This is a genomic window from Exiguobacterium sp. s28 (assembly GCF_018618135.1).
Lineage (GTDB): Bacteria > Bacillota > Bacilli > Exiguobacteriales > Exiguobacteriaceae > Exiguobacterium > Exiguobacterium mexicanum_A.
The window spans coordinates 1-22,435 of sequence record NZ_JACSLL010000003.1 but is presented as its reverse complement, the minus strand read 5'-3'; the positions used below and the strand labels follow the sequence as shown (position 1 = coordinate 22,435).

The 22,435-nt window shown below is 52.7% G+C and carries 22 protein-coding genes; 19 read left to right on the top strand and 3 right to left on the bottom strand.

Translation table 11 applies throughout. From position 1 onward, the window contains the following. Window positions 1-25 precede the first annotated feature (25 nt). From atpG to KNP78_RS04440, 9 genes are all read left to right on the top strand, one after another. Complete coding sequence (gene atpG / locus KNP78_RS04480; protein WP_021066139.1) at window positions 26-883, top strand: ATP synthase F1 subunit gamma; 858 nt, start codon at window positions 26-28, stop codon at window positions 881-883. Window positions 884-917: 34 nt separating this feature from the next. Next, the gene (gene atpD / locus KNP78_RS04475) at window positions 918-2,336 is read left to right on the top strand and encodes a F0F1 ATP synthase subunit beta (protein ID WP_021066140.1); all 1,419 of its coding nucleotides are present in this window, start codon (window positions 918-920) and stop codon (window positions 2,334-2,336) included. Between the two features lie 28 nt (window positions 2,337-2,364). Further along, complete coding sequence (locus KNP78_RS04470) at window positions 2,365-2,775, top strand: F0F1 ATP synthase subunit epsilon (RefSeq protein ID WP_021066141.1); 411 nt, start codon at window positions 2,365-2,367, stop codon at window positions 2,773-2,775. 174 nt (window positions 2,776-2,949) lie between these two features. Beyond that, window positions 2,950-4,146 (top strand): EAL and HDOD domain-containing protein, encoded by a 1,197-nt coding sequence (locus KNP78_RS04465; RefSeq protein ID WP_214823340.1) that lies wholly within the window; start codon window positions 2,950-2,952, stop codon window positions 4,144-4,146. Window positions 4,147-4,344: 198 nt separating this feature from the next. Beyond that, on the top strand, window positions 4,345-4,563 hold the full coding sequence (locus KNP78_RS04460; protein ID WP_021066143.1) for a DUF1146 family protein: 219 nt from the start codon (window positions 4,345-4,347) through the stop codon (window positions 4,561-4,563). A 244-nt stretch (window positions 4,564-4,807) separates the two neighbouring features. Continuing rightward, window positions 4,808-6,109: a UDP-N-acetylglucosamine 1-carboxyvinyltransferase gene (gene murA / locus KNP78_RS04455; RefSeq protein ID WP_029594691.1), complete on the top strand. Its 1,302-nt coding sequence runs from the start codon at window positions 4,808-4,810 to the stop codon at window positions 6,107-6,109. A gap of 77 nt (window positions 6,110-6,186) precedes the next feature. Beyond that, window positions 6,187-7,173 (top strand): rod shape-determining protein, encoded by a 987-nt coding sequence (gene mreB, locus KNP78_RS04450; protein WP_021066145.1) that lies wholly within the window; start codon window positions 6,187-6,189, stop codon window positions 7,171-7,173. Between the two features lie 101 nt (window positions 7,174-7,274). After that, window positions 7,275-7,688 carry a DUF4275 family protein gene (locus tag KNP78_RS04445; protein ID WP_214823339.1) on the top strand — a complete coding sequence of 138 codons (414 nt, stop codon included), beginning with the start codon at window positions 7,275-7,277 and terminating at the stop codon, window positions 7,686-7,688. Window positions 7,689-7,708: 20 nt separating this feature from the next. Continuing rightward, complete coding sequence (locus KNP78_RS04440) at window positions 7,709-8,470, top strand: SDR family oxidoreductase (protein WP_214823338.1); 762 nt, start codon at window positions 7,709-7,711, stop codon at window positions 8,468-8,470. Between the two features lie 363 nt (window positions 8,471-8,833). Here the strand turns inward: KNP78_RS04440 and KNP78_RS04435 are convergent, their stop codons facing one another. Further along, window positions 8,834-9,613, bottom strand: a complete 780-nt coding sequence (locus KNP78_RS04435; RefSeq protein ID WP_214823337.1) for a response regulator — start codon at window positions 9,611-9,613, stop codon at window positions 8,834-8,836. Continuing rightward, entirely contained in the window at window positions 9,594-11,405 is a 1,812-nt protein-coding gene (locus KNP78_RS04430) for a sensor histidine kinase (protein WP_214823336.1), read from the bottom strand. Before KNP78_RS04430 ends, KNP78_RS04435 begins: the two co-directional genes overlap by 20 nt. 181 nt (window positions 11,406-11,586) lie before the next feature. On the opposite strand from KNP78_RS04430, the gene KNP78_RS04425 reads away from it, so the two are divergent. The 4 genes from KNP78_RS04425 (at window position 11,587) to KNP78_RS04410 (ending at window position 16,366) form a co-directional block, all read left to right on the top strand. Next, on the top strand, window positions 11,587-13,518 hold the full coding sequence (locus tag KNP78_RS04425; protein ID WP_214823335.1) for a sensor histidine kinase: 1,932 nt from the start codon (window positions 11,587-11,589) through the stop codon (window positions 13,516-13,518). Between the two features lie 121 nt (window positions 13,519-13,639). Then, on the top strand, window positions 13,640-14,413 hold the full coding sequence (locus KNP78_RS04420) for a flagellar hook-basal body protein (protein WP_214796725.1): 774 nt from the start codon (window positions 13,640-13,642) through the stop codon (window positions 14,411-14,413). Window positions 14,414-14,424: 11 nt separating this feature from the next. Continuing rightward, window positions 14,425-15,204 carry a flagellar hook-basal body protein gene (locus KNP78_RS04415; protein WP_214753718.1) on the top strand — a complete coding sequence of 260 codons (780 nt, stop codon included), beginning with the start codon at window positions 14,425-14,427 and terminating at the stop codon, window positions 15,202-15,204. Between the two features lie 64 nt (window positions 15,205-15,268). Beyond that, complete coding sequence (locus tag KNP78_RS04410; protein ID WP_251128447.1) at window positions 15,269-16,366, top strand: glycerate kinase; 1,098 nt, start codon at window positions 15,269-15,271, stop codon at window positions 16,364-16,366. A 27-nt stretch (window positions 16,367-16,393) separates the two neighbouring features. Here the strand turns inward: KNP78_RS04410 and mscL are convergent, their stop codons facing one another. Continuing rightward, entirely contained in the window at window positions 16,394-16,771 is a 378-nt protein-coding gene (gene mscL / locus KNP78_RS04405) for a large-conductance mechanosensitive channel protein MscL (RefSeq protein WP_034779201.1), read from the bottom strand. Between the two features lie 206 nt (window positions 16,772-16,977). Here mscL and KNP78_RS04400 point away from each other — a divergent pair, with 206 nt between their 5' ends. The 6 genes from KNP78_RS04400 (at window position 16,978) to KNP78_RS04375 (ending at window position 22,339) form a co-directional block, all read left to right on the top strand. Next, complete coding sequence (locus KNP78_RS04400) at window positions 16,978-17,229, top strand: DNA-directed RNA polymerase subunit beta (protein ID WP_214753720.1); 252 nt, start codon at window positions 16,978-16,980, stop codon at window positions 17,227-17,229. Window positions 17,230-17,242: 13 nt separating this feature from the next. Continuing rightward, window positions 17,243-17,665 (top strand): 3-hydroxyacyl-ACP dehydratase FabZ, encoded by a 423-nt coding sequence (gene fabZ / locus KNP78_RS04395; protein ID WP_021066156.1) that lies wholly within the window; start codon window positions 17,243-17,245, stop codon window positions 17,663-17,665. Between the two features lie 12 nt (window positions 17,666-17,677). Then, window positions 17,678-18,127: a hypothetical protein gene (locus tag KNP78_RS04390; RefSeq protein WP_034779196.1), complete on the top strand. Its 450-nt coding sequence runs from the start codon at window positions 17,678-17,680 to the stop codon at window positions 18,125-18,127. Between the two features lie 97 nt (window positions 18,128-18,224). Next, window positions 18,225-19,964 carry a methyl-accepting chemotaxis protein gene (locus tag KNP78_RS04385; protein ID WP_214823334.1) on the top strand — a complete coding sequence of 580 codons (1,740 nt, stop codon included), beginning with the start codon at window positions 18,225-18,227 and terminating at the stop codon, window positions 19,962-19,964. A gap of 63 nt (window positions 19,965-20,027) precedes the next feature. Continuing rightward, window positions 20,028-21,077, top strand: coding sequence for a C45 family autoproteolytic acyltransferase/hydrolase (locus tag KNP78_RS04380; protein WP_214823333.1), 1,050 nt, complete (start codon window positions 20,028-20,030; stop codon window positions 21,075-21,077). 44 nt (window positions 21,078-21,121) lie between these two features. Continuing rightward, the gene (locus KNP78_RS04375) at window positions 21,122-22,339 is read left to right on the top strand and encodes a hypothetical protein (protein WP_214823332.1); all 1,218 of its coding nucleotides are present in this window, start codon (window positions 21,122-21,124) and stop codon (window positions 22,337-22,339) included. The last annotated feature ends 96 nt before the right edge of the window (window positions 22,340-22,435 follow it).

Genomic DNA, 22,435 nt, shown 5'->3' with positions numbered 1-22,435 from the left:
GCGTCTATTAAGGTGGTGAATCGAAATGGCATCATTACGTGAGATCCAGATGCGGATCACCTCGACCCAAAGCACGAAGCAAATCACGAAAGCGATGAACATGGTGTCGGCCTCGAAATTGAACCGCGCTCAAGGGAGCAACGCCAACTTCAAGCCGTACATGACCAAGTTGCAGGAAGTCATCTCGTCGATTGCCGGCGGTACTTCAGGCGCAACACACCCGATGCTTCAAGTCCGTCCCGTTAAACGGACCGGCTATATCGTCATCACGTCAGACCGCGGACTTGCTGGTGGATACAACGCCAGCGTCCTTCGTGACGTGTATCGCGAGTTGAAAGCCAAACACGGTTCAACAGACGAATACCGTCTGTACGTGATCGGGAAGGTCGGCGTTCAGTTCTTCAAGGCCCGTAACATTCCGGTGTACAGTGCCATGACAGGACTCAACGACCAGCCATCATTCGTTGAAGTCGCAGAGATCGTCAAACAGACGGTCGGCGCGTTCAGTGAAGGCGAGATCGATGAATTGAAGCTTTGCTACAACTCATTCATCTCTGTCATCAGCCAAGAAGTGAAGATCGATCGATTGCTTCCGCTTGGGAATATCGAACAGACCGCATCTAATGTGATGTATGAATACGAACCAGAAGAAGAAACGATCTTAGCAGCGCTCCTTCCGCGTTACGCGGAAGGACTCATCTACGGCGCGCTCCTTGATGCGAAAGTATCGGAGCACGCGGCTCGGATGACGGCGATGTCGAACGCGACGGACAACGCGGATGAACTCATCCGTGGACTCAAGCTCAAGTTCAACCGCGCGCGTCAAGCGGCGATCACACAAGAAATCACAGAGATTGTCGGAGGTGCGGCTGCGCTTGAATAAGCGCACGCCCTCTAGATTGTAGGAGGCTAACACGATGAACGAATACGGCATGAAAGGCCGCGTAGTCGCAGTCATGGGCCCAGTTATCGACGTTAAGTTCGACAACCACTTACCGAACATCTACAACGCCCTCAAAGTCACGCATGTGGCTGAATCGGCGCAAGATGTCAGTGTCGACTTGACGCTCGAGGTGGCGATTCACCTTGGGGATGACACGGTCCGTACGATTGCGATGGACTCAACGGACGGCGTTCGCCGCGGCATGGAAGTACTTGACTTAGGTTCACCGATTTCAGTACCGGTCGGAGAAGAGACGCTCGGTCGTGTCTTCAACGTACTCGGTAACCCGATTGACGATAAAGAAGTATCACCGACTGTCCGTCGGTCACCAATCCACCGTCTCGCACCGACGTTCGATGAATTGTCGACAAAAGTTGAGATCTTGGAAACAGGGATCAAAGTCGTCGACCTTCTCGCACCTTACATCAAAGGTGGTAAAATCGGCCTCTTCGGTGGTGCCGGTGTAGGTAAAACCGTTCTCATCCAGGAACTTATCAACAACATCGCGCAAGAGCACAGCGGGATTTCTGTATTCGCAGGAGTCGGCGAGCGTACGCGTGAAGGAAATGACTTGTTCCACGAGATGACGGACTCAGGCGTTATCAAGCAAACGGCGATGGTCTTCGGTCAGATGAACGAGCCGCCGGGCGCGCGTCTTCGCGTAGCCTTGACGGGTCTTACAATGGCAGAATACTTCCGCGATGAGCAAGGACAAGACGTTCTTCTCTTCGTCGATAACATCTTCCGTTTCACACAGGCAGGTTCGGAAGTTTCGGCCCTTCTCGGTCGGATGCCATCTGCCGTAGGTTACCAACCGACACTCGCGACGGAAATGGGTATGCTTCAAGAGCGGATCACGTCAACAGCTAAAGGATCGGTTACATCGATTCAAGCCGTATACGTACCAGCCGATGACTATACTGACCCGGCTCCAGCGACAACGTTCGCTCACCTTGATGCAACGACTAACTTGGAGCGTCGTCTTTCGGAGATGGGGATCTACCCAGCCGTTGACCCGCTCGCATCGACTTCACGTGCCCTCTCGCCTGACATCGTCGGACCAGAGCACTACGAAGTAGCCCGTAACGTCCAGCAGACGCTTCAACGTTACAAAGAGCTTCAAGATATCATCGCAATCCTCGGTATGGACGAGTTGTCTGAAGACGATAAGCTCACGGTTCACCGTGCGCGTCGCATTCAGTTCTTCTTGTCACAAAACTTCCACGTGGCTGAGCAGTTCACAGGCCAAAAAGGTTCGTACGTACCAGTTAAAGAGACAGTCCGCGGCTTCAAAGAGATCCTCGATGGTAAACACGATGATCTTCCAGAAGATGCATTCCGTCTCGTTGGTCCAATCGAAGACGTCATCGAAAAAGCGAAGACGTTGGTCTAAGACCTACACGGAAGGGGGAAACTAGACGATGAATACTCTTCACGTCAACGTCGTCACCCCGGATGGTGCAGCCTATGAGGGCGAGGCACGGATGGTCGTCGCAAAATCGGTGACTGGTGAACTCGGTATCTTACCGAAACACATCCCGATGGTGACACCGCTCGATATCTCAGTTCTCAAACTGCGCCACGAAGATGGTGGACGCACGCTGATCGCACTCAGCGGCGGTTTCATGGAAGTTCGTCCCGACACGGTGACGATCTTAGCTGAAACAGCCGAAATGGCGGATAAAATCGACTACGACCGCGCTTCTGCGGCGAAAGTTCGTGCCGAGCGTCGTCTCCAAGACACGAAGCTCTCGGACCTCGAATTCCGTCGCGCGGAGCTCGCGCTCAAAAAAGCGATCAACCGCTTGAGCATTCGCGATATCAAAGAATAACCAACATCTCTCCTGCAGCCGCAGGGGAGATTTTTTTGCGTCTAGACCGAATAGATCATGTTCCTTCTATATATATAGGTCAAAAGCATCAGAAGTTTCACGCCCAAATAGTGGAAGGAAGGGGCGCCTTATCCGATAATATAGGTGGGAACTACGGTAAAGGAGCTAAAGGGAATGAAAGTTTATGTTGCGCGCCAACCGATTTTTGATCAGAAATTACGCGTCTGTGGCTATGAACTGTTATATCGCCGCAGCGAAAAAAATATATTTGAACACGTCGATGACGCACTCGCGACCGCTGACGTGATACATAATGCCTATCTCGTCTTCAACTTTCGGGAATTGACGGAAGGGACGCGGGCGTTCATCAACTTTCCGCAAAATTTGATTGAGAGCGAAGTGCCGGCTTTGTTGCCACGACAGACACTCGTCGTCGAAGTGCTCGAACACGTCGAGCCGACAGAGAAAGTGTTGGCCGCTTTGCGCTCCTTGCGCCGGAAAGGCTATACGATCGCCCTCGACGACTTCGTGTTCGAAGAGAAGTATCGACCGCTCATCGGGCTCGCCGATATCATTAAAATCGATTATCAAGCAACACCGATCGACCAACAGAAGCGGCTGATCGATGCGCTCGGGCATCGCGTCGAATTTTTAGCGGAAAAGATTGAGACGCCGTTTGAATATGAGATCGCCAAAAAACTCGGCTATCACATGTTCCAAGGGTATTTCTTCAGCCGGCCGACGGTCGTCCACGGTGCCGAGGTTCATCCGCTCCGGCATACGCTCGTCGAAGTGTTGAAAGAGCTCGACAAGCCAGAGCCGAACTTCCGCCGCATCGCGAGCCAAATCGAACGCAGTGTGGATTTGTCGTATAAGATGTTGCGTTCGGTCAACACGGTCTATCAGAAAGGTCGTCATACGATTCAATCGATTGAGCAGGCCGTCGCACGAATCGGTCTCGATGAGATGCGACGCTGGTCGTACTTGATGCTGCTTCGGGAGCTGCAGACGTCCGAATCGAAAGAATTAATTAAACAGAGTGTGGTCCGGGGCAAGATGATGGAGCTGATCGCTGCCGAGACATTGCCGCAAGTGACGGCGTTCGATGCGTTCATCACCGGGATTTTCTCGTCGCTCGATGTGATTTTGGATGAGGAGATGCAGACGCTCGTCTCGGAGTTGCCGGTCGAACCAATCGTCAAGGCAGCGCTCCTCGGAGAAGACAACGAGTTGCGGGGTTTACTCGACACGGTCCTCGCCTACGAGCAGTTGACCGTGCCTGTCGAGGAGACAGCGCCTGACTTGTCACGTTACTATGTCGAGGCGATTCGATGGAGCCAAACGTATGACGGCGAAGTGAATAATGTTTGAAATGTTGAAGGGACGTCAATTACTGTACTAAGGCCATGCGCCGATTGACGTTCCTTTTTGTATGCGGTTTATGGATAGAAAGCGAGTTGATCGGATGAACCCATTCCACCACTCACTTAAACGCTAAGTCTTTTTTTCTCTGACGTGACATGCTATGATTAAAAATGGTACGAATTTTTGAAAAGAGGGGAATCGTCGATGTTGAACACCGTGTTATCGCTCGTCATTTACGTCGTAGCGATCTACGTCGCTTGGTGGGCACTCATGCCGGTCAAATGGGACCGCTTGCTCAATCAAGTGAGGAGTCCGCAAGCAGCAGTCTTGCGTGTCCTCGTGGCCGTCGTCTTCGGTTCACTGATCGCCCAGTTCTTTTTGGAGTATATCCGATTGGCCCAGGCGCTCGCACCATTACAGTAGGCAGGGAAACGATTACTAAACTGTAATCCTGCTGTAACGTTTCTTATATGTTTATCGTGTAGGATAAATTCGTCTGACATGACGAATTTTTCATCAGAATTTCATGAGTGCTTTTATTATTATTTTTCTCTCTGATGAAGCGTCACGTGTTACAAACCATCGTAGTAATCGACATAACCACATCCGGTAGCGGATATCGACGTATAAAACAAAAAAACAACGAAGTTGGAGGACAAAGAGAGATATGAAGGATTTGATTGTAGTCCGTGGAGGACGTAAATTGTCAGGTACTGTGCGTGTTGAAGGAGCTAAAAACGCCGTACTCAAAACATTGGTTGCCACTCTTTTAGCAAGCGAAGGAAAGTCGGTACTTCAAAACGTGCCACGCCTCGCTGATGTGTACACGATTAACAAAGTACTTCGCCACCTCGGTGCAGAGGTTGCGTTTGACGAAGCGAATAACGAAGTCACTGTCGATGCGTCGGGCACAATCAAAGACGAGGCGCCGCTTGAGTACGTCCGCAAGATGCGTGCCTCGATCCTTGTTATGGGTCCTCTCCTTGCTCGTCTTGGGCATGCGCGTGTCGCAATGCCAGGCGGTTGCTCGATCGGGTCACGTCCGATTGACCTCCACTTAAAAGGCTTCGAGGCAATGGGCGCGAAGACGGTCATCGGCAACGGTTTCGTCGAAGCTTCGGTCGACGGTCGCTTGAAAGGTGCGAAGATCTACTTGGACTTCCCATCTGTCGGCGCGACAGAGAACATCATGATGGCGGCAGTCCTTGCTGAAGGAACAACGGTCATCGAAAACGTCGCCAAAGAACCTGAAATCGTCGACCTTGCCAACTTCTTGAACGGTATGGGCGCACACGTCCGTGGTGCCGGTACAGAAACGATTCGAATCGAAGGCGTGGAGAAACTCCATGGTGCCGAGCATTCAATCATCCCTGACCGCATCGAAGCCGGTACGTTCCTCGTTGCTGGAGCGATCACAGGTGGCGACATCGAAGTCATCGGCGCAGAGCGCGAGCACCTTCGCCCGCTCATCTCGAAGATGGAAGAAATGGGCGTCAAGTTCGAGGATACGTCAGAAGGCATGCGTGTCATCGCACCGGATGTGTTGAAGCCGGTCGACGTGAAGACGATGCCACACCCTGGTTTCCCGACTGACATCCAAGCACAAATGATGGCGCTCGTCTTGAAAGCTGGCGGCACATCGGTCATCACCGAAACAGTGTTCGAGAACCGCTTCATGCACGTCGAAGAATTCCGCCGTATGAACGCAGACATTAAAATCGAAGGACGCTCGGCGATCATCAAAGGCGGCGTTCGCCTCCAAGGTGCTGAAGTCGTCTCGACTGACCTTCGTGCCGGTGCTGCCCTCGTCCTCGCGGGACTCATCGCGGACGAAGAGACACGCGTTGGCGATCTCTACCACATCGACCGTGGCTACGTCGACTTCCACAAGAAATTGCAAGCGCTTGGTGCTGACATCGAGCGGATCCAAGGGAACGTCGAAGTTGCCGAAGAGATGGTCAAGAACTAATTAATAGACTCATAGGAGCGAGGAGAGACTCTTCTCGCTCTTTTCAATGAAGTAACGAACGGAGGAACCTACACACCATGTTTTCAAAAGATATCGGGATTGATTTAGGAACAGCAAACGTCGTCATCCACGTCAAAGGTCGAGGCATCGTCCTCGACGAGCCATCCGTCGTTGCCATCAAGCGTTCGACAGGGAAAGTACTCGCTGTCGGAACGGAAGCGTATCAGATGGTCGGACGTACGCCAGGTGACATCGTCGCCATCCGTCCACTCCGTGATGGGGTCATCGCTGACTTCGCGACAACCGAAGAAATGCTTCGCCATTTCGTCGAGAAGATCCAAGTCCGCGGTTTCTTTGGCGGCATCCGCATGCTCATCTGTACACCGGCAAACGTGACACCGGTTGAAGCGAAAGCGATCCGTGAGGCGGCCGAGAAGGCCGGCGCGAAAGAGGTCTTCCTCGCCGTAGAACCGAAGGCAGCAGCGGTCGGTTCGGGCATGGACATCTGGAAGCCGGTCGGTCATATGATCGTCGACATCGGTGGCGGGACGACAGACGTTGCCATCCTCTCGATGGGCGATATCGTCTGCGGTGAAACGATCAAAATCGCCGGAGACCGTTTCGATACGGACATCCTCCGCGCCATCAAGGACAAGCATAAGCTCGTCATCGGTGAGCGGACGGCCGAGCAAATCAAGAAAGAGATTGCGACGGTCTTCCCAGGCGGTCGTAACGAGACGATGGATATCCGCGGTCGTGACATGGTGCGTGGGCTTCCGCGTACGGTAACGATTACGTCGGAAGAACTCCGTGAAGCGATGGCCGAATCGGCGAATGAAATCGTCGAAGCGACGAAGCGCGTCCTCGAACAGACGCCTCCGGAACTTGCGGCCGATATCATCGACCGCGGCATCATCATGACAGGTGGCGGCTCGCTCCTCCACGGCATCGACCAGCTCGTGGCCGAGCGTGTCGGGTTGCCCGTCATGATCGCCGAAGAGCCGACGCTCAGCGTCGCACACGGCACGGGCATCATGCTCGAGCATTTAGATCGTTTGAAGTAATACGAGATAGAGGTACGACGTCTGCAGGCGTCGTGCCTTTTTTGCATTCAAGACTGTCCGAATTTCCTGTAAATGGATAGACTAAAGGGGGAGGGGTGCAGATGAATCCATTGATTGAGCGATTGACGGCGAAAGGGGTCGAGGTCACAGTGGTTGAAGAACGGGGCCAAGAAGCGCGTCAGACATGGGTGGCACACTTCATACGACCAGAACAGCCGATACGGCTTTCTCCTTATTTGTGGGAGGATATCGTGGCAAGGACTGACAGCTGTCTCGTCGGAACGGCTGCTGATCACGCGTTCGAACGGGCCGGAAAGTGGAAAGCGATCCTCTTTTTTCAACACTCGAACGATGTGCTCGAGCTCGATTTGACGCAAGCAAAACCACTCACTAGGAGAGACTTGATTGTCGAGACCATGGACTACGCGGATATCTATATCGTCGACCCGGCTTATACGTGGACGTATGTCATCCCGCACGAAGCGGACTGGGGACCGTATTTTCTCACCAATTAAGGAGTAAAGGGGATGATTGAATGACACGACCACTCACACTCATTACCGGTGTCAGCCGGACGCAAGGCATCGGGGCGGCCATCGCGCGAAAACTTGCTATGGCAGGCCACGATTTGTATATGACGCACTGGAGCCCGTTTGATGGCACGGAAGGCGTCGGAGCGGAACCCGACTTCATCGACGGCTTTGTCGACGAATTACGGGCCTCAGGCGCCCGTGTCGCACACGAGGCGTATGATTTGTCGTCTGGAGACGCAGAAGGGCTGCTCGACCGCGTCGAAGCGGCGCTCGGTACTCCGAGCCGTCTCATTAACAACGCGACGTATGAGCGGCACGTGAGTGTCGATACGTTCTCGACCGAGACGCTCCGTCACCATTATCTTGTCAATAACGAAGGGACGCTCGGCCTGACGTTCGCCTTCATCGAGCGATACAAACGAGCGGCGCATACGGACGGACGCATCTTGTTCATGGTATCCGGGGGAGCGGATGCATCCAACTTGGCTTATATCGCCACGAAAGGCATGTTGATCGCCATCACACCGGCGCTCGCCAACGGGGCAGGGCAGTACGGAATCTCTGTGAACGCGCTCGATCCGGGTCCGACCGATTCGGGTTGGATTGATGACGCGCTCCGTGAGCAGCTCGTACCGCTGTTCCCGCATGGGCGCATCGGCACACCTGAGGACACGGCCCGCTATATCGCGTTCCTCATGGGGCCGGACGGGGCGTGGGTCAACGGACAACATCTTCACGTCGATGGCGGCTTCGTCGGACGCTAAAAAGAGCTTGTCCTATAGATAGGGACAAGCTCGGGTTGTGAACGAACCGATTCGCCAAACAGCGAGTTGGTTCGTTTTGAATGGGGGCGACGATGTATAGTTGCCGTTTCTTGTGTTCAATGGTCGTTATGTGAATGAAGAGCGATAGACATGAAAAACGGCCGCCTGAAGGCGACCGTTTGCGTTGCTCGTCAAAGGCGCCCCGACTCCGACAGGAAAGCAATCCGACGGAGACCCAGCAGCGACGTGAGTCGCGATGCGGCTCCGGGATTGCCTGCGGAAAGCGTGGGCGCCGAAAGACGAGCAGGATGTTTCATAGTGGTCAACGAGCTGAGCTTCTCCTGAATCGGGACAAGCTCTTTTTCAATGCCACGTATAGTCTTTGTCGACGAAGAGACGGGCGTTCAAATCTGCTTGTGGGAACGGTTTGTGCTTCGCGTCCAGCCAATCGTGGTAATCGCATAGACAGACGTCGTCCAAGTGAAGCGAGTAGCCGTTATTGATCGTCTGGACCGAGATGCTCAAATCGTACTCGGCGAGCGTCTTCTTCAACCGATAGACGAGGTTATAGACGTTATGGAGCGCACGCTGCGGCTCGTCGATGTCCGGGTACAGCGTCTCGGCGATCAGCCACTTGTTGACGACTTTATCGCGATGGTAAATCAAGTAGGCGAACAGCTCCTCGGTCTTCTGTGTCGGCCATTTGACGAGGTCGCCGTCTTGCGTCTTGACCGAGAAGTGGTCGAGACATTGAATCGTACACGTCCGATGATGCTCGGTCGACATTGTCTCCTTGTATCGCTTCGAGACGCGTGGAATCAAATCGTGAATCATCTGTTCGGTGATCGGCTTGAGCAGATAGTGCGTCGCTTGCAGGTTGAACGCATCGACCGCGTATTGGCTGTGCGCCGTCGTGAAGACGACTTGTGTCGTCTCGGGCAAGCGCTTGGCGAAATCGAGACCGTTCATCTGCGGCATCTCGATATCGAGGAAGACAAGATCGACTTCCTGGTTTGCTAAAAATTCAAGCGCTTGGAACGGGTCGTGGAACGACCCCATCCATTTCAAGTTCGGTTCGGCTTGGATGAGGCGCTCCATCATCCTTAAAATATGGTGTTCATCTTCAATCAAGATCGTGCGCATGTTGCTCGTTCATCCTCTCTCGTTTTGGGAGTCGGATATGCACATGCGTGCCGACTCCTGGTTCAGAATTTAATTTAAACGTGGCATCTGGTATGAAGTCGATCCGATTCTTGACATTCGGGATACCGATTCCATTCGATTTTCTCAAGTGCGGTGTCGGATTGAACCCGATGCCGTTGTCAGCAATCCGGATATCGATCGCATCGTTTGAAGATTTCACAGACAGCATGAGCCGTTTGATGCCTGGTTGTTTCATCAACCCATGCTGGACCGCGTTCTCGACGAGCGGTTGCAATAACAGCGGTGGAATCGAGGCGTTGAGGACGGATTCGTCGATATCTTTCGTGATGGTGAATGCATCATTGAAGCGAGTCTGCTCGATCATCAAATACGAGTCGATGACGTCGAGTTCTTGCTTGAGCGAGATATTGTTCTCGGTCCGCCCGTTCTCGAAGATGAAGCGGACATATGTGCTCAAATGACTGAGCAAACGTGCCGCCTCGGTCGGTGCCGTGTAACAGAGCGCAATCACGTTCCCGAACGTGTTGTATAGGAAGTGTGGCTTGATTTGGGCGTTGAAGAACGAAATCTCACTTTGGTTGGCGAACGTCTGCACTTCACGCTTTTGCCGTTTATCCGTCGACAAGTGAATCGGGAGCAACGTGAACATGAGCAGGAAGTAAATGAGCGACATGACGCTCGTATACAGTTCTTGGTTCGGGTGGTCAATCAGAACGTTGATCAACTGGCCGACATAGCCGATGATGAGTGAGATCGTGAACACGAGAAATTCGAACGGATAGCCGTCGTTTTTTCGTTCGAACAGCCAATTGATGTTCAGCCCGGTCCAGAAAAACGTGATGAACAGGACATACACCCAAGGGAATTGGTCGAACGTCGCGTGCGCACCTTCTGGCAGCACCAAGGCGATCAGGCTGAACGCATAGAGCGGGTAGGACGCGTATTTCAAAAAGTGCCGAAACGGGACGCGTTCGAGACGTAACGCAAAGTTGATTAACATCGCGACACTCAGTAATGCCGTAATCAAATTTAATTTATGGGCCAAAACGTAAGACATCATAGGGACGATTTCGAATACAATCATTTGATCACTCGTCATAAGCGAGACGCTGACGAGGAAAAAGAAAGCAGCCCCATATAAATAGAGCGATTCCTTACGATGGAACAGCCAAACGATTGCGTAGAATGAAAAAATGAGGAGCGAGATGAGGATAATCACGAACTCATAACTGAAGTATTGATTATGATAGGTCATCATATTGCTCGTTGGACCGATGAGCAGGCTATCGGAAATTCCAGTCGAGAGCTCATTCGTCTCAGCCGTTTGAATCGTCAGACGGAACGTCGGGGTATGCGTATCTAGAAGAACGAGGTAGGCATGCCGAAGGTCTTCATCTGTCGATGCGTAGACGGGTGAAACAGCTTCTCCATCAATGAGAAGGTTGACATGTGGGTGGTTACGCGGCACACGCAAAGCGTATTGTCCGGGAGGTAGTGAAATGTCAGCTTCATAAGTAGCCATCTTGTGTGGTGTCACATGCGGGAGTTGTCGATAAGACTCGCGGTCGACTCGCTCGAGCAGGCTCGATTGAAAGCGCCACGTCCCATCGAGACGCATGAGTTGTTCGGTCACACGAGAATCGATCAAATCGGCCGTTCCTTGTGTGACGGTGACTGAATCGTCGATCGTCTGTCCGCGCGTCAAGGCGAAGCCGCCAACGAGCGCGAAGAAGACCATCAACACGACCAGCCCAATCGATTTAGGGGTCATCTGCATATTCCCTTCGTGGTTTGTGAGTTTCTTGTGAGAAACGAACGATATACTGACACTAATCGTTCACATATTAACGTGACGAATGTTTTCTTATCGTACACGAAACTGACTTTTTTGAATAGCCGAACATACTGACCTATCCAATCCGATCAATCCCCGATATGAAAGAAGGCCACATATGAAACGCTGGATCGAACAACGAATTAGCCGCCAAGTCCTCACTGTGTTTTACGTATTAATCGCCTTAATCACATTGACGTCACTCGGCACATACTTTTATACCCAACAGGCGATCCGCGAAACGACAGTCGAGCTCGAACGGATCAGTGAACAACGATCGCGGGCGACCGATTTGTTTGAGACATGGCAGTCGATGCAATACGAGATGCGCGGTCACGTCTTGCTTGGAGAAGACGCGTTGCTAGCGGAAGTCAAGCAAGCCCAAGACCGAATCGACGACCAGACGATGTGGTTCGAACAAAACGCTGCGACGAACGAAGAGACGACGTTCGCGGAAGAGGCACGCCTATTGTTCACCATCTATACATCTCGCGTCATGCCCGGACTTGAGCGTTACGTTGTCGCCAAAGCAAACGGGGAAGTCGATGAGCCGTTCTTACAGATGGCGACCGTCGGCCAACTCATGCCGAGCAACGCATCATCGAATCAGACACGATTCAAATTTAATTCGAATAGTGCGGCCGATATGAGCGCGAGCATCGTCGATATGGAATCGGTGTTCACGGACTATCGGTCTGAGCTCGATTATCAAGAGACGGGCCTGCGTGAGCAACTATCCGAACAGCTCGCGAAAGCCCAATGGATGTGGCTGCTCATTCTACTCGGAGCTTTGTTTGTTCTGTTCATCAGCTTGCAACCGTATATCGTACGCTTAACGAGACAGCTCGAGGCGCTCATCACGAACAGTGAACGGCTCGCGGTCGACCCGCACGCCACGCTCATTCCAATCAAACCGCTCCAAAACGAGGTCGGTCAACTGTCGAATTCATTCACGGAGATGTCGAGCTCGTTGATTCATCAACATGATGAACTCGAGAAAGAGCGCGAGAAGACGGCCCGGATCTTGCACACGATGCGTGATGCGATTGTCTTCGTCGAGGCAGACACGAATCAACGTTTCGCCAACGAGGCGTTGTTCGAACTGTATGAGCAACCGTTCCCGTTCGGCGACCGTCAGAGCCTGTATCCGATTGACGCATTCTACGAACCGTTCATGGATCAAATCGATGACCAAGACGGCCTCAACCGGTTCACGCACCGGGCGAAGAACTGCGGAATCTTCGATGAGACGTTTACGTATTCGATGCAAGGGGGAAGACGTATCATACGGATGTACGCCGAACCGATTGAACTGCAGGACGAACGTTTCGGCGTGATGTTTGTGTCACGGGACATTACGAAAGAGATTGAGATTGACCGCTTGAAGACGGAACTCGTCGCGACGGTGTCTCATGAACTTCGGACCCCGCTCACATCGATTCTCGGTTTTACCGAACTGCTTGAACATCGTCACGTCGACGAAGAGAAGCGGAAACGCTACTTGAGCATGATACACAGTGAGACGACCCGGCTCGAGCGGCTCGTCAGCAACTTGCTCGATGTTCAGAAGATGGAGGCTGGTAAAGCGGAGCAAGACTTCAAAGTCGAGAGTTTGTTCGAACTGTTGTCGGACGTTCTCGAGATTCATGCCGGATCGACCGAGTTGCATGCGTTCCATTTCGATTGTGATGAAACGCTCCGTGTCTCAGGAGACCCGGCGCAACTGCGCCAAGTGTTCTCAAATATCTTGAACAACGCTATTAAATATTCACCCGACGGCGGTAATATCGCCGTCAACGTCTCGTGCGAGGACGATGTCATCCGGATCGCCATCGAAGACGAAGGCATGGGTGTGGCACCCGCAGATGCCGAACGACTGTTTGATAAGTTTTACCGTGTCCAGAACGAGCAGAGTCGCAATATTGGAGGCACCGGCCTCGGACTCGCGATCTGTAAAGAGATCATCGAATCGCACGGCGGAACGATCAGTGTCCGTTCGGAACTTGGGAATGGGACGACGATGATGGTCGAACTCCCGATCGTCGCTTGATGCAAAACCACTTCATCATCGTGAAGTGGTTTTTTTACTTTTTTTCAAAAAACGGTGAATGAAACATTCATTTGGTACGATATACAGAGTGAAGACTTTGAACGATGAAAGGAAGACGACCATGCTACGCGGATTATATACGGCGGCGGGCGCGATGAACGCGCTCCAGCGCCAACAAGAGATTTTGAGCAATAACCTCGGTAACGTCCGGACACCAGGATTCAAGGCGTCCAACGGCGTCGTTCGCTCGTTCCCGGAAATGTTGCTCGCCCAAGTGAGCCACCCTGGGAATGCGCGCTCACGCGTCCAAGGTGAAGTTGGCACGTTATCGACAGGTGTCTACCTTCAAGAGACGATGCCTCGATTCTCGAGCGGGAGCATCTCGGAGACGGGCAGCCCGACCGACGTATATATGAAGGTGCCGGCTGACGCGACGGGTGCCGCCATGTTCGCCGTCGAACAGAACGGCGAGACGCTCTATACGACGAATGGACGGTTCGCGGTCGACGAGGAGCGTTTTTTACGCTCGGCGGATGGCGGATATATCCTCTCTGACGCAGGCGAGCGCATCCAGCTGCCATCAAGTGAGTTCACATTGTCAGGCGACGGACAAATCACGTCGCTCGGCGAGAATGTGGCGACACTCGGTGCCGTCCAAGTTAATGACTTAGCGACGCTCGAACAGGTCGGGAACGATTACCGGGTCAACGGAGACGCACCGCCAGCAGCGAACGTCCAATTCCAACAAGGATTCATCGAAGAGGCGAACGTCGACCTCGATCGGACGATGGCCGATTTGATGACGACGTACCGTCAGTTCGAGGCGAACCAAAAAGTCGTCCAAGCGTATGACAAGAGTGCCGAGCGGGCCATTGAGATCGCTCGGATTCGTTAAGGAGGAAGCCCATGCAATCGATCTATAACTCGGTCTCGTCGCTCACCCAGCTTCAGCGTCAACTTGACGTGACGGGCCATAACATCGCCAACGTCGATACGGCCGGCTATAAGCGGGAACAGACCCACTTTGCCTCGCTCTTGTCGCAGGCGTATGACAATCAACCGCGTGCCGAACTTGAAGTCGGACGCGACACCCCGAATGGGATTCGCATCGGCGTTGGCGGCCACGTCGCTGACATCAGTCAACAGTTCAATATCGGCCAAATCCGGAAGACGGACCGTGGCCTTGATGTGTTCTTGAAAGCGAGCCGCCAGTTCTTCGCCGTCGAGACAGAGAACGGTGTCGGATTGACCCGGAGCGGGAACATGCAGCTCTCGGTCGGTGAACAAACGACGCTCGTCGACGTGAACGGGAACGCCCTTCTTGGTGCGGACGGCAATCCGATCGTCATGCCGAACGAGGCGACGGCGCACCGCGTCCGTCAAGACGGCACGGTCGTCGCCAGCGTGAACGGCGTCGAGCAAGAGTTCGGCCGCCTCGATATTGTCGAGGTACGCAACACGTCGGCGCTCCGTCCACTCGGAGACAACGTCTATGCGGCCGACTTGGCGGCTGACATCGACCGTCCACTCGGCAATTTGTTGATTGAAGGCACCCTCGAATCGTCGAACGTCGATTTGACGAAAGAGATGACCGATATGACGATCACGCAGCGCGCGTATCAGATGAATTCACGGGCGTTGTCGATGAGTGACCAGATGATGGGACTCGTCACGTCGCTTCGTTAATCAGGGACCGTTCTTCTTCGGAAGGGCGGTTTTTGCGTTACACTGAATAGGAGGAGGGATGGACATGCGAATTGTCGTGGCGATGGATTCGTTCAAAGGGTCGATGACGAGTGTGGAGGCGAACCGAGCGGTTGGTCGGGCGCTCGCTGGGCACGACGTCGTCGAGGTACCGATCTCAGACGGCGGGGAAGGCTTTTTAGACGCGTGGCTGCTGACACATCCGGATGCCGAAATCGTCACGCAGGACGTCGTGTCGCTCGACGGGACGTTACGAACAACGCGTTACGGGTGGCTCGAGGCGGGACGAGCAGCGGTCATCGAAGTCGCCGAAGCGTCCGGGCTCACACTCGTCGATACGCTCGACCCGTGGCGCTATAGTTCGTACGGAACGGGTTTGCAAATCCGGCATGCGCTCGAGCGCGGGGCGACACGCATCACCGTCGGCCTCGGCGGGAGCGCGACCGTCGACGGGGGAAAGGGATTGCTCGAGGCGCTTGGTGTCCGCTTCTTCGATGAGTTTGGACATGTCATTGGACCGTTCCCGCATCAACTTGAGCGCGTCGTGCAAGTCGATTGGACAGGACTCCTCCCGGAAGCGGGTTATGTCGAATGGCGCATCGCCGCGGACGTGACGAATCCACTCCTTGGACAAGACGGGGCCGCGGCCGTGTTCGGTCCGCAGAAAGGGTTGGCGCCAGAAGAAGTCGTGTGCTATGACGAACTGCTTGCCACGTACGCCCGTTGTTTCGAACGTGATTTGACCACGCGACCTGGGGCGGGCGCAGCCGGAGGCATCGGCTTCGCGCTCTACCACCTCGGTGCCCGGTACGTGAGCGGCATTGAAGAAGTCATACGCTGGTCGAACCTGGAGAAGAAACTGCGCACGGCCGACTGGTTGATCACGGGAGAAGGTCGCTTCGATGCGCAGTCGCTTCACGGGAAAGCACCGTACGGGTTGGCCCGTCTCGCCCACGCACACGGGGTCCCGACGCTCGTCTTCACCGGACAAACAGACGTAATCGCCGTTCCGGACGCCGGAATCCGTGCCGTGTTTTCAATCATTTCCCGGGTAATGACGCTCGCCGAGGCGATGCACCAGGCAGAACCGCTTCTCACGGACGCCGTCAGCCGAGTGATGTCGATTCTCGACAAAAACGCCTGAACCGACTTCGGTTCAGGCGTTACTACGTTATGGACGCTCTTTTAACAAGTCACGGATTTCAGATAGGAGCTGCTCTTCACGCGACAGTTCCGGTTCTGGTGTCTCTTCGACCGCTTTCTCACGTTTCAGACGGTTCAACACTTTGACCATCATGAACAAGGCGAAGGCGATGAGGAAAAACTTGACGATTTCTTGTAAGAAGTTGCCGTACGTCACGTTCACGCCGAGCACCGACACCGCGAGCGTCGAGAAGTCGATGCCGCCGATGAGGATGCCGAGGAACGGCATGAAGATGTCGTTGACGAGCGACGTGACGATGGCCGTGAAGGCGGCCCCGAGGATGAAGGCGACGGCGAGGTCAATTACATTGCCTTTGATTGCAAACTCTTTGAATTCTTTCCACATAAAAATAAACCCTCCTAAATGATGAATACTCTTACGGTAGCACAGCATAGGTGGAAACGGGCAGTATTTTTCACAGAAGCGTCGCCCTTGCCCTAGGCCGGGCGCTTGTTCGACGTATAGTAGATACGTTACACTTATATAGAACTCATGCAACAGTTTTATTACCTGGTACTAATATGTTATAATTAATTCAGCTGAAAGGATGTATGGACGTGGCGAAGGAAGAACAAAACGGCTCGGAACAGACCGAGTCTAAAGAGCGGACGGAGCGGAAACGATTATCGAACCATCGACGTTTCCCAATCTTGTTACGCGTCATCGTTGTCCTGTTGTTGGCTTTCGTGATGCTTGCGATTGGGGCCATCATCGGGTACAGCGTGATTGGCGGAGGCGAGTGGAAGGACGTGTTCAACATCGACACGTGGCGCCATATCACCGATTTTTGGCTAACATCATAAGGGTGGTGGAACCATGTACACGATTGAACAGATTAAAGAAGTGATCCCGCATCGGTACCCGTTTTTGCTCATCGACCGGATTCTTGAGGTCGAAGAAGGCAAACGGGCCGTTGGATTAAAGAATGTGACGGCGAACGAAGAGTTCTTCAATGGACATTTCCCAGACTATAACGTCATGCCTGGCGTGTTGATCGTCGAGGCGCTCGCGCAAGTCGGCGCGTTCGCGATGCTCAAGCAGGAGTCGAACCGAGGCAAGCTCGCGTTCTTCGCAGGTATCGATGGATGTCGCTTCAAACGTCAAGTCGTCCCGGGCGATCAATTACGCCTCGAGGTCGAGATTTTGAAAGTGCGCGGACCAATCGGTAAAGGGCGCGCCGTGGCGACGGTCGATGGAGAAGTTGCTTGTGAAGCGGAACTCACTTTCGCCTTGAAGTGAGGAGAGAACGAGATGCGCGTATTGGTGATTGCCTTGATTCTCGGATTGGCGACCATCGTCGGTTGCCAACAAGTGCAAGATGATCCGGCCGAAGAGAACGTCGTGTTCGAGCAGGACGTCGAAGATGCGATGATTGAAAAACGGGCCGGTCAATCGGAATCGATTGCGGTCTCGCTCGAGCGGACGAACAGCTCGACGATGCTGTTCACGATTCGGATGCTCGAAGACCGTCGCCTCGATCCGACGACGATCATCAGTTATGAAGTCGATGGCACCCGTGTCCCAATCCCGTTCGGTGAACTCGTCGCGGAACGCGAAGGGGACGTCCGGACGTACGTCTATCAAGCGGATTTGAACCCTGACCTATTCGTTACCGAGACCCTCCCGCTCTTCCATATCGGAGAAGAAGGCGAGGCCGAGGTGTCGATGCCGCTCGAGGTTGTAGATTCGACAAATGAATGAACGAACGGATGATTTTTGTCGAAAATCATCCGTTTTTTTGTGGACTCTTCGCGACAGTCGTCCGATATAAGGAATAAGGACGAATGGAGGGAATCACATGAAACGAAATAAACCACAGTCACTGCAGACACGGATTTTGGCGATGATGTTGGCATTCATCACGCTGCTCATCGTCATGTTCGGCGTGCTGCAGTACGTCAGCACGAAGCATACGGTACAGAGCTCGATGCAAGCGGTCCTGTTAGCGGACGGGGCCCGCATCAGCGAGGCGATCGACACGGAAGCGTATGCGGCCTTTTTACAGAACCCGACGAAAGAAGAACGGTTCGAGCAGTTTCGGGAACAGCTCGACACGTATCGGACGCAAATCGGGGCCATGTATGTGTACACACTCGCAGCCGACGGCGAAGAGCTTCAAATCATCGTCGATGGGATGAGCGCGGCCGACGCGGTCGATATCGGAACGCCGACGACAGCGACGTCGTTTGCAGATGCGAGAGCGGCGTTTGAAGGTGGGACCGTCACGACACCGATTGTCGAGGATCCAGAGTACGGGGACTATATGACCGTGCTCGTTCCAATCAAACAAGGCGGGGACGTCATCGGTGTCCTTGGAATCGATAAAGGGGCGAGTGACGTCGCCGCGGTGACGGAAGACGTGTTGCAAGAGAGCTTGCCGCCGATTCTCATCGGACTCGTCATCTTGCTTGGGATCGCCTCGGTCATCATCTGGCGCTACCTTGGCTGGAAACTCCGACCGCTCCGTGAGCTCGAACGTGTCGCGACCCATATCGCGAGCGGCGACTTGGCGACAGCGGCCAGGGAGATGGACAACATCCAGTTGAAAGCGAACGATGAGATCAAGCGGCTCACCGCCTCGATGGATCAGATGACGAAAATGCTCCGCGACTTGATTTCCGGATTGCAGACATCCGCTCAGACGGTGCGTGACGAGAGCGGCAACGTGGCGAGTATCTCGGAAGAAGTGAATGACGCCTCGCGTCAAATCGCGTTCACGATGGAAGAAATCGCGGGCGGTGTCGAGAATCAGAGCGTGCTCACGATGAAACTGTACGGACATATGAATGAGTTCTCGGGACTTGTCGACCAGACGGCGCACGACGGGAACGGCGTGAGCGAACAAGCGGAAGTCGTCAGTCGGGTGACGGCAGAAGGGCTCGAACTGATGGAGGATGCCGTCGGCAAGATGACGAACATCCATCTGCAAGTGCGCGAGTCGCAAGGCCAGGTGAAGGACTTCGAGCAACAGGCGGACGAAGTGACGGCGCTCGTCACGATGATCCGTCAAATCTCGGAGCAGACGAACTTGCTCGCCTTGAACGCGGCCATCGAGGCGGCTCGTGCCGGGGAGCATGGAAAAGGCTTCGCCGTCGTCGCTTCTGAGATTCGCAAGTTATCCGACAGCGTTGCGCGGTCGGTCAGTGAGATTTCGGAAATCGTTGGCAGCGTCAAACGAAACTCGATTGCGCTCGGCGAGACGTTCACGGACAGCATGCACGCCGCCGAGGATGGCAAGCGGACGCTCGAGGAGACGAAGCGCGCCTTCAATGAGATTGAGCAGAGCGTGCGGGAGATGCAGCGCCTGACGAACTCGATGCAAGGACAGCTCGGACGCGTCAAGACGAACCAAGACGACATCAAACGTGGTCTCTCGGACATCGCGTCGATTTCTGAAGAGAGTACGGCCGGCAACGAGGAAGTGGCCGCCTCGACCGAACAAATGTCGGCGACGAGCGAGACGATGAACCGGCTCGTCAAAGATTTGTCGCACACGGCCGAGGACATGCAGCGCATGAGCCGACAGTTCAAGTTGTAAACAGTCTCAAGTCAGACATACCTCCGTTGCGTCCGTTATACTAGACGCAAGGGAGGTTTTTTCATGCAACGTGTCTCAAGTGAACTCACACAATTTCGCGGCAGTCACTATGACTTTGGCCGTTTTCAAGGTACTTATATTAAGCGCAGCAAACTGCTCGAGAATCGGACTGACCAATGGAAGCTCCGCGTCCCGCGCTTTGAGATTGATGAGCGCGAGGCGAAGCAGGCGTTCGTCCGGTTCGCCCCGAAGATTTGGGAAGAACTGCTCGGTCTGCAGGACGAGCTCGAGTTGACGCTCGCCGACACGCTCCTTCACTTCGGTCATTTCCGGGTCAATAACCCGGTCAGCGGCTGTTCGATTTTGACGGGGGACAACTTCCTCGTCCGCAACTATGACTATCACCCGATGACGTACGATGGACGCTATAACGTGTTCCAGCCAGATGAGGGTTACGCCGTCATCGGTCCCGTCTCACGCGTCACCGGCCGGATGGACGGGATGAACGAGAAAGGGCTCGCCATGGGCTATAACTTCATCAACCGCCGGCGGCCTGGAGATGGGTTCGTCTGCCAGATGATCGGCCGAATGATTCTCGAGACGTGCGCCACGGTCGAGGAAGCGGTCGATCTGCTTCAAGAGATTCCGCACCGCGGCTCGTTCACGTATGTCGTCCACGACAAGTCGTCGAAGACACGCGTGATCGAAGCGACACCACGCGATATTCGTGTCCGCGAGTCGAATATCTGTACGAACCATTTCGAGCTGCTACAACACGAGAACCGTTACCATCTCGACGATTCAACACGCCGGATGATGGAAATCAAGATGTATCAACATATCGTCCAGGACGCCGAGAGCGCGTTCCGGCTCATGAACGACTCGGACAAGGGCGTCTTCTCGGAGCTGTACAAGAGCTGGGCCGGCACGATCCATACGGCCGCTTACTTCCCGGAGACGCTCGAGACGTGGTTCGCCCTCGGTGGCGACCGCGACCCGGTCATTTTCGATTTTCAGGAGTGGCTCGACGGCAAGGATTTCGATTTACATGCCCTCGACGGGGAAATCGCGACCGATATCGAGTTCGCGAACACCGTCCAACTGTGGCGGTGATAGTCGCCTATCAATTTTATTTTTTAGAAAAGGAGGATAATTTATTGAATACAGAAGACTATATCCTAGGACTAATTAAAGAAGAGGCGTTTAGTGAATTCAAACTCCCAATTAAAATAGCTGAGGATAATAGATACTATACAGATTTATGTCAGTGTTTAGACAAATACGAAACAGTAGTCCAAAGTTCCGATGTTATTCCTGCTTTGGTAAAGCATAAGACTGCAAAGAATATAGCACACATTAAAAATTCATTAGTTTTTTATTATTCTGGAAAGTTTGAAAAAGCCAAAAAAGAGATTGAGGAAATAATTGATTGCTATTTAGAAACGCCTTTAATTTCAAAAATAGATGAAAGCCCCGCATTCTACGGTTTTTTAGATATAGATAGTGGTATAGAACCAACATTTTTTAGAGCAAGGGTAGGTAGAGGTGAATATTCACATTCGGACTTACTTCCTATTCCAATGACTTTAAGACAAAAAATTTCAACACAGAGATTCAGTGTTCCAGGAATTCCTTGTTTCTATTTAGGAAGTACTTCTTACTGTTGTTGGCTGGAGATGGATAAACCACGAGATGAAGAATTTAATGTTTCTGCTGTAAAGTTATGTGGTGATAAAAAGATACTAGATTTAGCGTTTGATATGACAACGCTCAATATGATAAACATTTATGGACAAGTTGATAATCCAAAAACAATAACGTTAAGAACTGATTTCAAGAAAATAGCCGAGAATATGATTGAATTATGGCCTTTAGTTTGTGCAACGTCTTTTGTAAATAAAAATCATACGACAACGTTTAGATCAGAGTACATTATTTCTCAAATCATTATGCAGATTGTAAGTGAGTTGCCTGATGTATATGGAATCGCTTATTTATCAAAGCGAATAGATAATAACTTAGAGTCAGGAGCATTTCCTCTCGCTGTAAATTTAGTAATACCTAATCTTCAGAACGTAGATTCTTTTGAAGATTACAACCATTCGAAAAAGTATTCGGATCAATTGTACGGCGTCGAGATGTCTCAACCTTTTAACTTCATGGATTATATAAAATTTTCGATACATCTAAGGGAAGCTGCAAAAATGGATGATTTGATATGGCGATCAACATTAGCGAATGAGCATAACTCAAGATTAAGCGTATTGGATTCTGAGTTAATACCTTACTATAGGACTTATTTTGGTAGATTTGATGACTACTTGAATTGTAGAATCAATCAGTCGATAAGCAGTGAAAATAATTTGATTGATTGAAGCTAGCTGTGTAATGCAAAATAGGAGTGCAGAAGTGTGCAACGGAAACGTACACAACTCTGCACTCCTATTTTAGAAAAGAAAAAGGACTTGCCA

What these genes read in the sequence shown, in the direction of transcription:
- atpG (WP_021066139.1), top strand. Translation starts at nt 26, where the DNA reads ATGGCATCATTACGTGAGATCCAGATGCGGATCACCTCGACCCAAAGC.
- atpD (WP_021066140.1), top strand. Translation starts at nt 918, where the DNA reads ATGAACGAATACGGCATGAAAGGCCGCGTAGTCGCAGTCATGGGCCCA.
- KNP78_RS04470 (WP_021066141.1), top strand. Translation starts at nt 2,365, where the DNA reads ATGAATACTCTTCACGTCAACGTCGTCACCCCGGATGGTGCAGCCTAT.
- KNP78_RS04465 (WP_214823340.1), top strand. Translation starts at nt 2,950, where the DNA reads ATGAAAGTTTATGTTGCGCGCCAACCGATTTTTGATCAGAAATTACGC.
- KNP78_RS04460 (WP_021066143.1), top strand. Translation starts at nt 4,345, where the DNA reads ATGTTGAACACCGTGTTATCGCTCGTCATTTACGTCGTAGCGATCTAC.
- murA (WP_029594691.1), top strand. Translation starts at nt 4,808, where the DNA reads ATGAAGGATTTGATTGTAGTCCGTGGAGGACGTAAATTGTCAGGTACT.
- mreB (WP_021066145.1), top strand. Translation starts at nt 6,187, where the DNA reads ATGTTTTCAAAAGATATCGGGATTGATTTAGGAACAGCAAACGTCGTC.
- KNP78_RS04445 (WP_214823339.1), top strand. Translation starts at nt 7,275, where the DNA reads ATGAATCCATTGATTGAGCGATTGACGGCGAAAGGGGTCGAGGTCACA.
- KNP78_RS04440 (WP_214823338.1), top strand. Translation starts at nt 7,709, where the DNA reads ATGACACGACCACTCACACTCATTACCGGTGTCAGCCGGACGCAAGGC.
- KNP78_RS04435 (WP_214823337.1), bottom strand. Translation starts at nt 9,613, where the DNA reads ATGCGCACGATCTTGATTGAAGATGAACACCATATTTTAAGGATGATG.
- KNP78_RS04430 (WP_214823336.1), bottom strand. Translation starts at nt 11,405, where the DNA reads ATGACCCCTAAATCGATTGGGCTGGTCGTGTTGATGGTCTTCTTCGCG.
- KNP78_RS04425 (WP_214823335.1), top strand. Translation starts at nt 11,587, where the DNA reads ATGAAACGCTGGATCGAACAACGAATTAGCCGCCAAGTCCTCACTGTG.
- KNP78_RS04420 (WP_214796725.1), top strand. Translation starts at nt 13,640, where the DNA reads ATGCTACGCGGATTATATACGGCGGCGGGCGCGATGAACGCGCTCCAG.
- KNP78_RS04415 (WP_214753718.1), top strand. Translation starts at nt 14,425, where the DNA reads ATGCAATCGATCTATAACTCGGTCTCGTCGCTCACCCAGCTTCAGCGT.
- KNP78_RS04410 (WP_251128447.1), top strand. Translation starts at nt 15,269, where the DNA reads ATGCGAATTGTCGTGGCGATGGATTCGTTCAAAGGGTCGATGACGAGT.
- mscL (WP_034779201.1), bottom strand. Translation starts at nt 16,771, where the DNA reads ATGTGGAAAGAATTCAAAGAGTTTGCAATCAAAGGCAATGTAATTGAC.
- KNP78_RS04400 (WP_214753720.1), top strand. Translation starts at nt 16,978, where the DNA reads ATGGACGTGGCGAAGGAAGAACAAAACGGCTCGGAACAGACCGAGTCT.
- fabZ (WP_021066156.1), top strand. Translation starts at nt 17,243, where the DNA reads ATGTACACGATTGAACAGATTAAAGAAGTGATCCCGCATCGGTACCCG.
- KNP78_RS04390 (WP_034779196.1), top strand. Translation starts at nt 17,678, where the DNA reads ATGCGCGTATTGGTGATTGCCTTGATTCTCGGATTGGCGACCATCGTC.
- KNP78_RS04385 (WP_214823334.1), top strand. Translation starts at nt 18,225, where the DNA reads ATGAAACGAAATAAACCACAGTCACTGCAGACACGGATTTTGGCGATG.
- KNP78_RS04380 (WP_214823333.1), top strand. Translation starts at nt 20,028, where the DNA reads ATGCAACGTGTCTCAAGTGAACTCACACAATTTCGCGGCAGTCACTAT.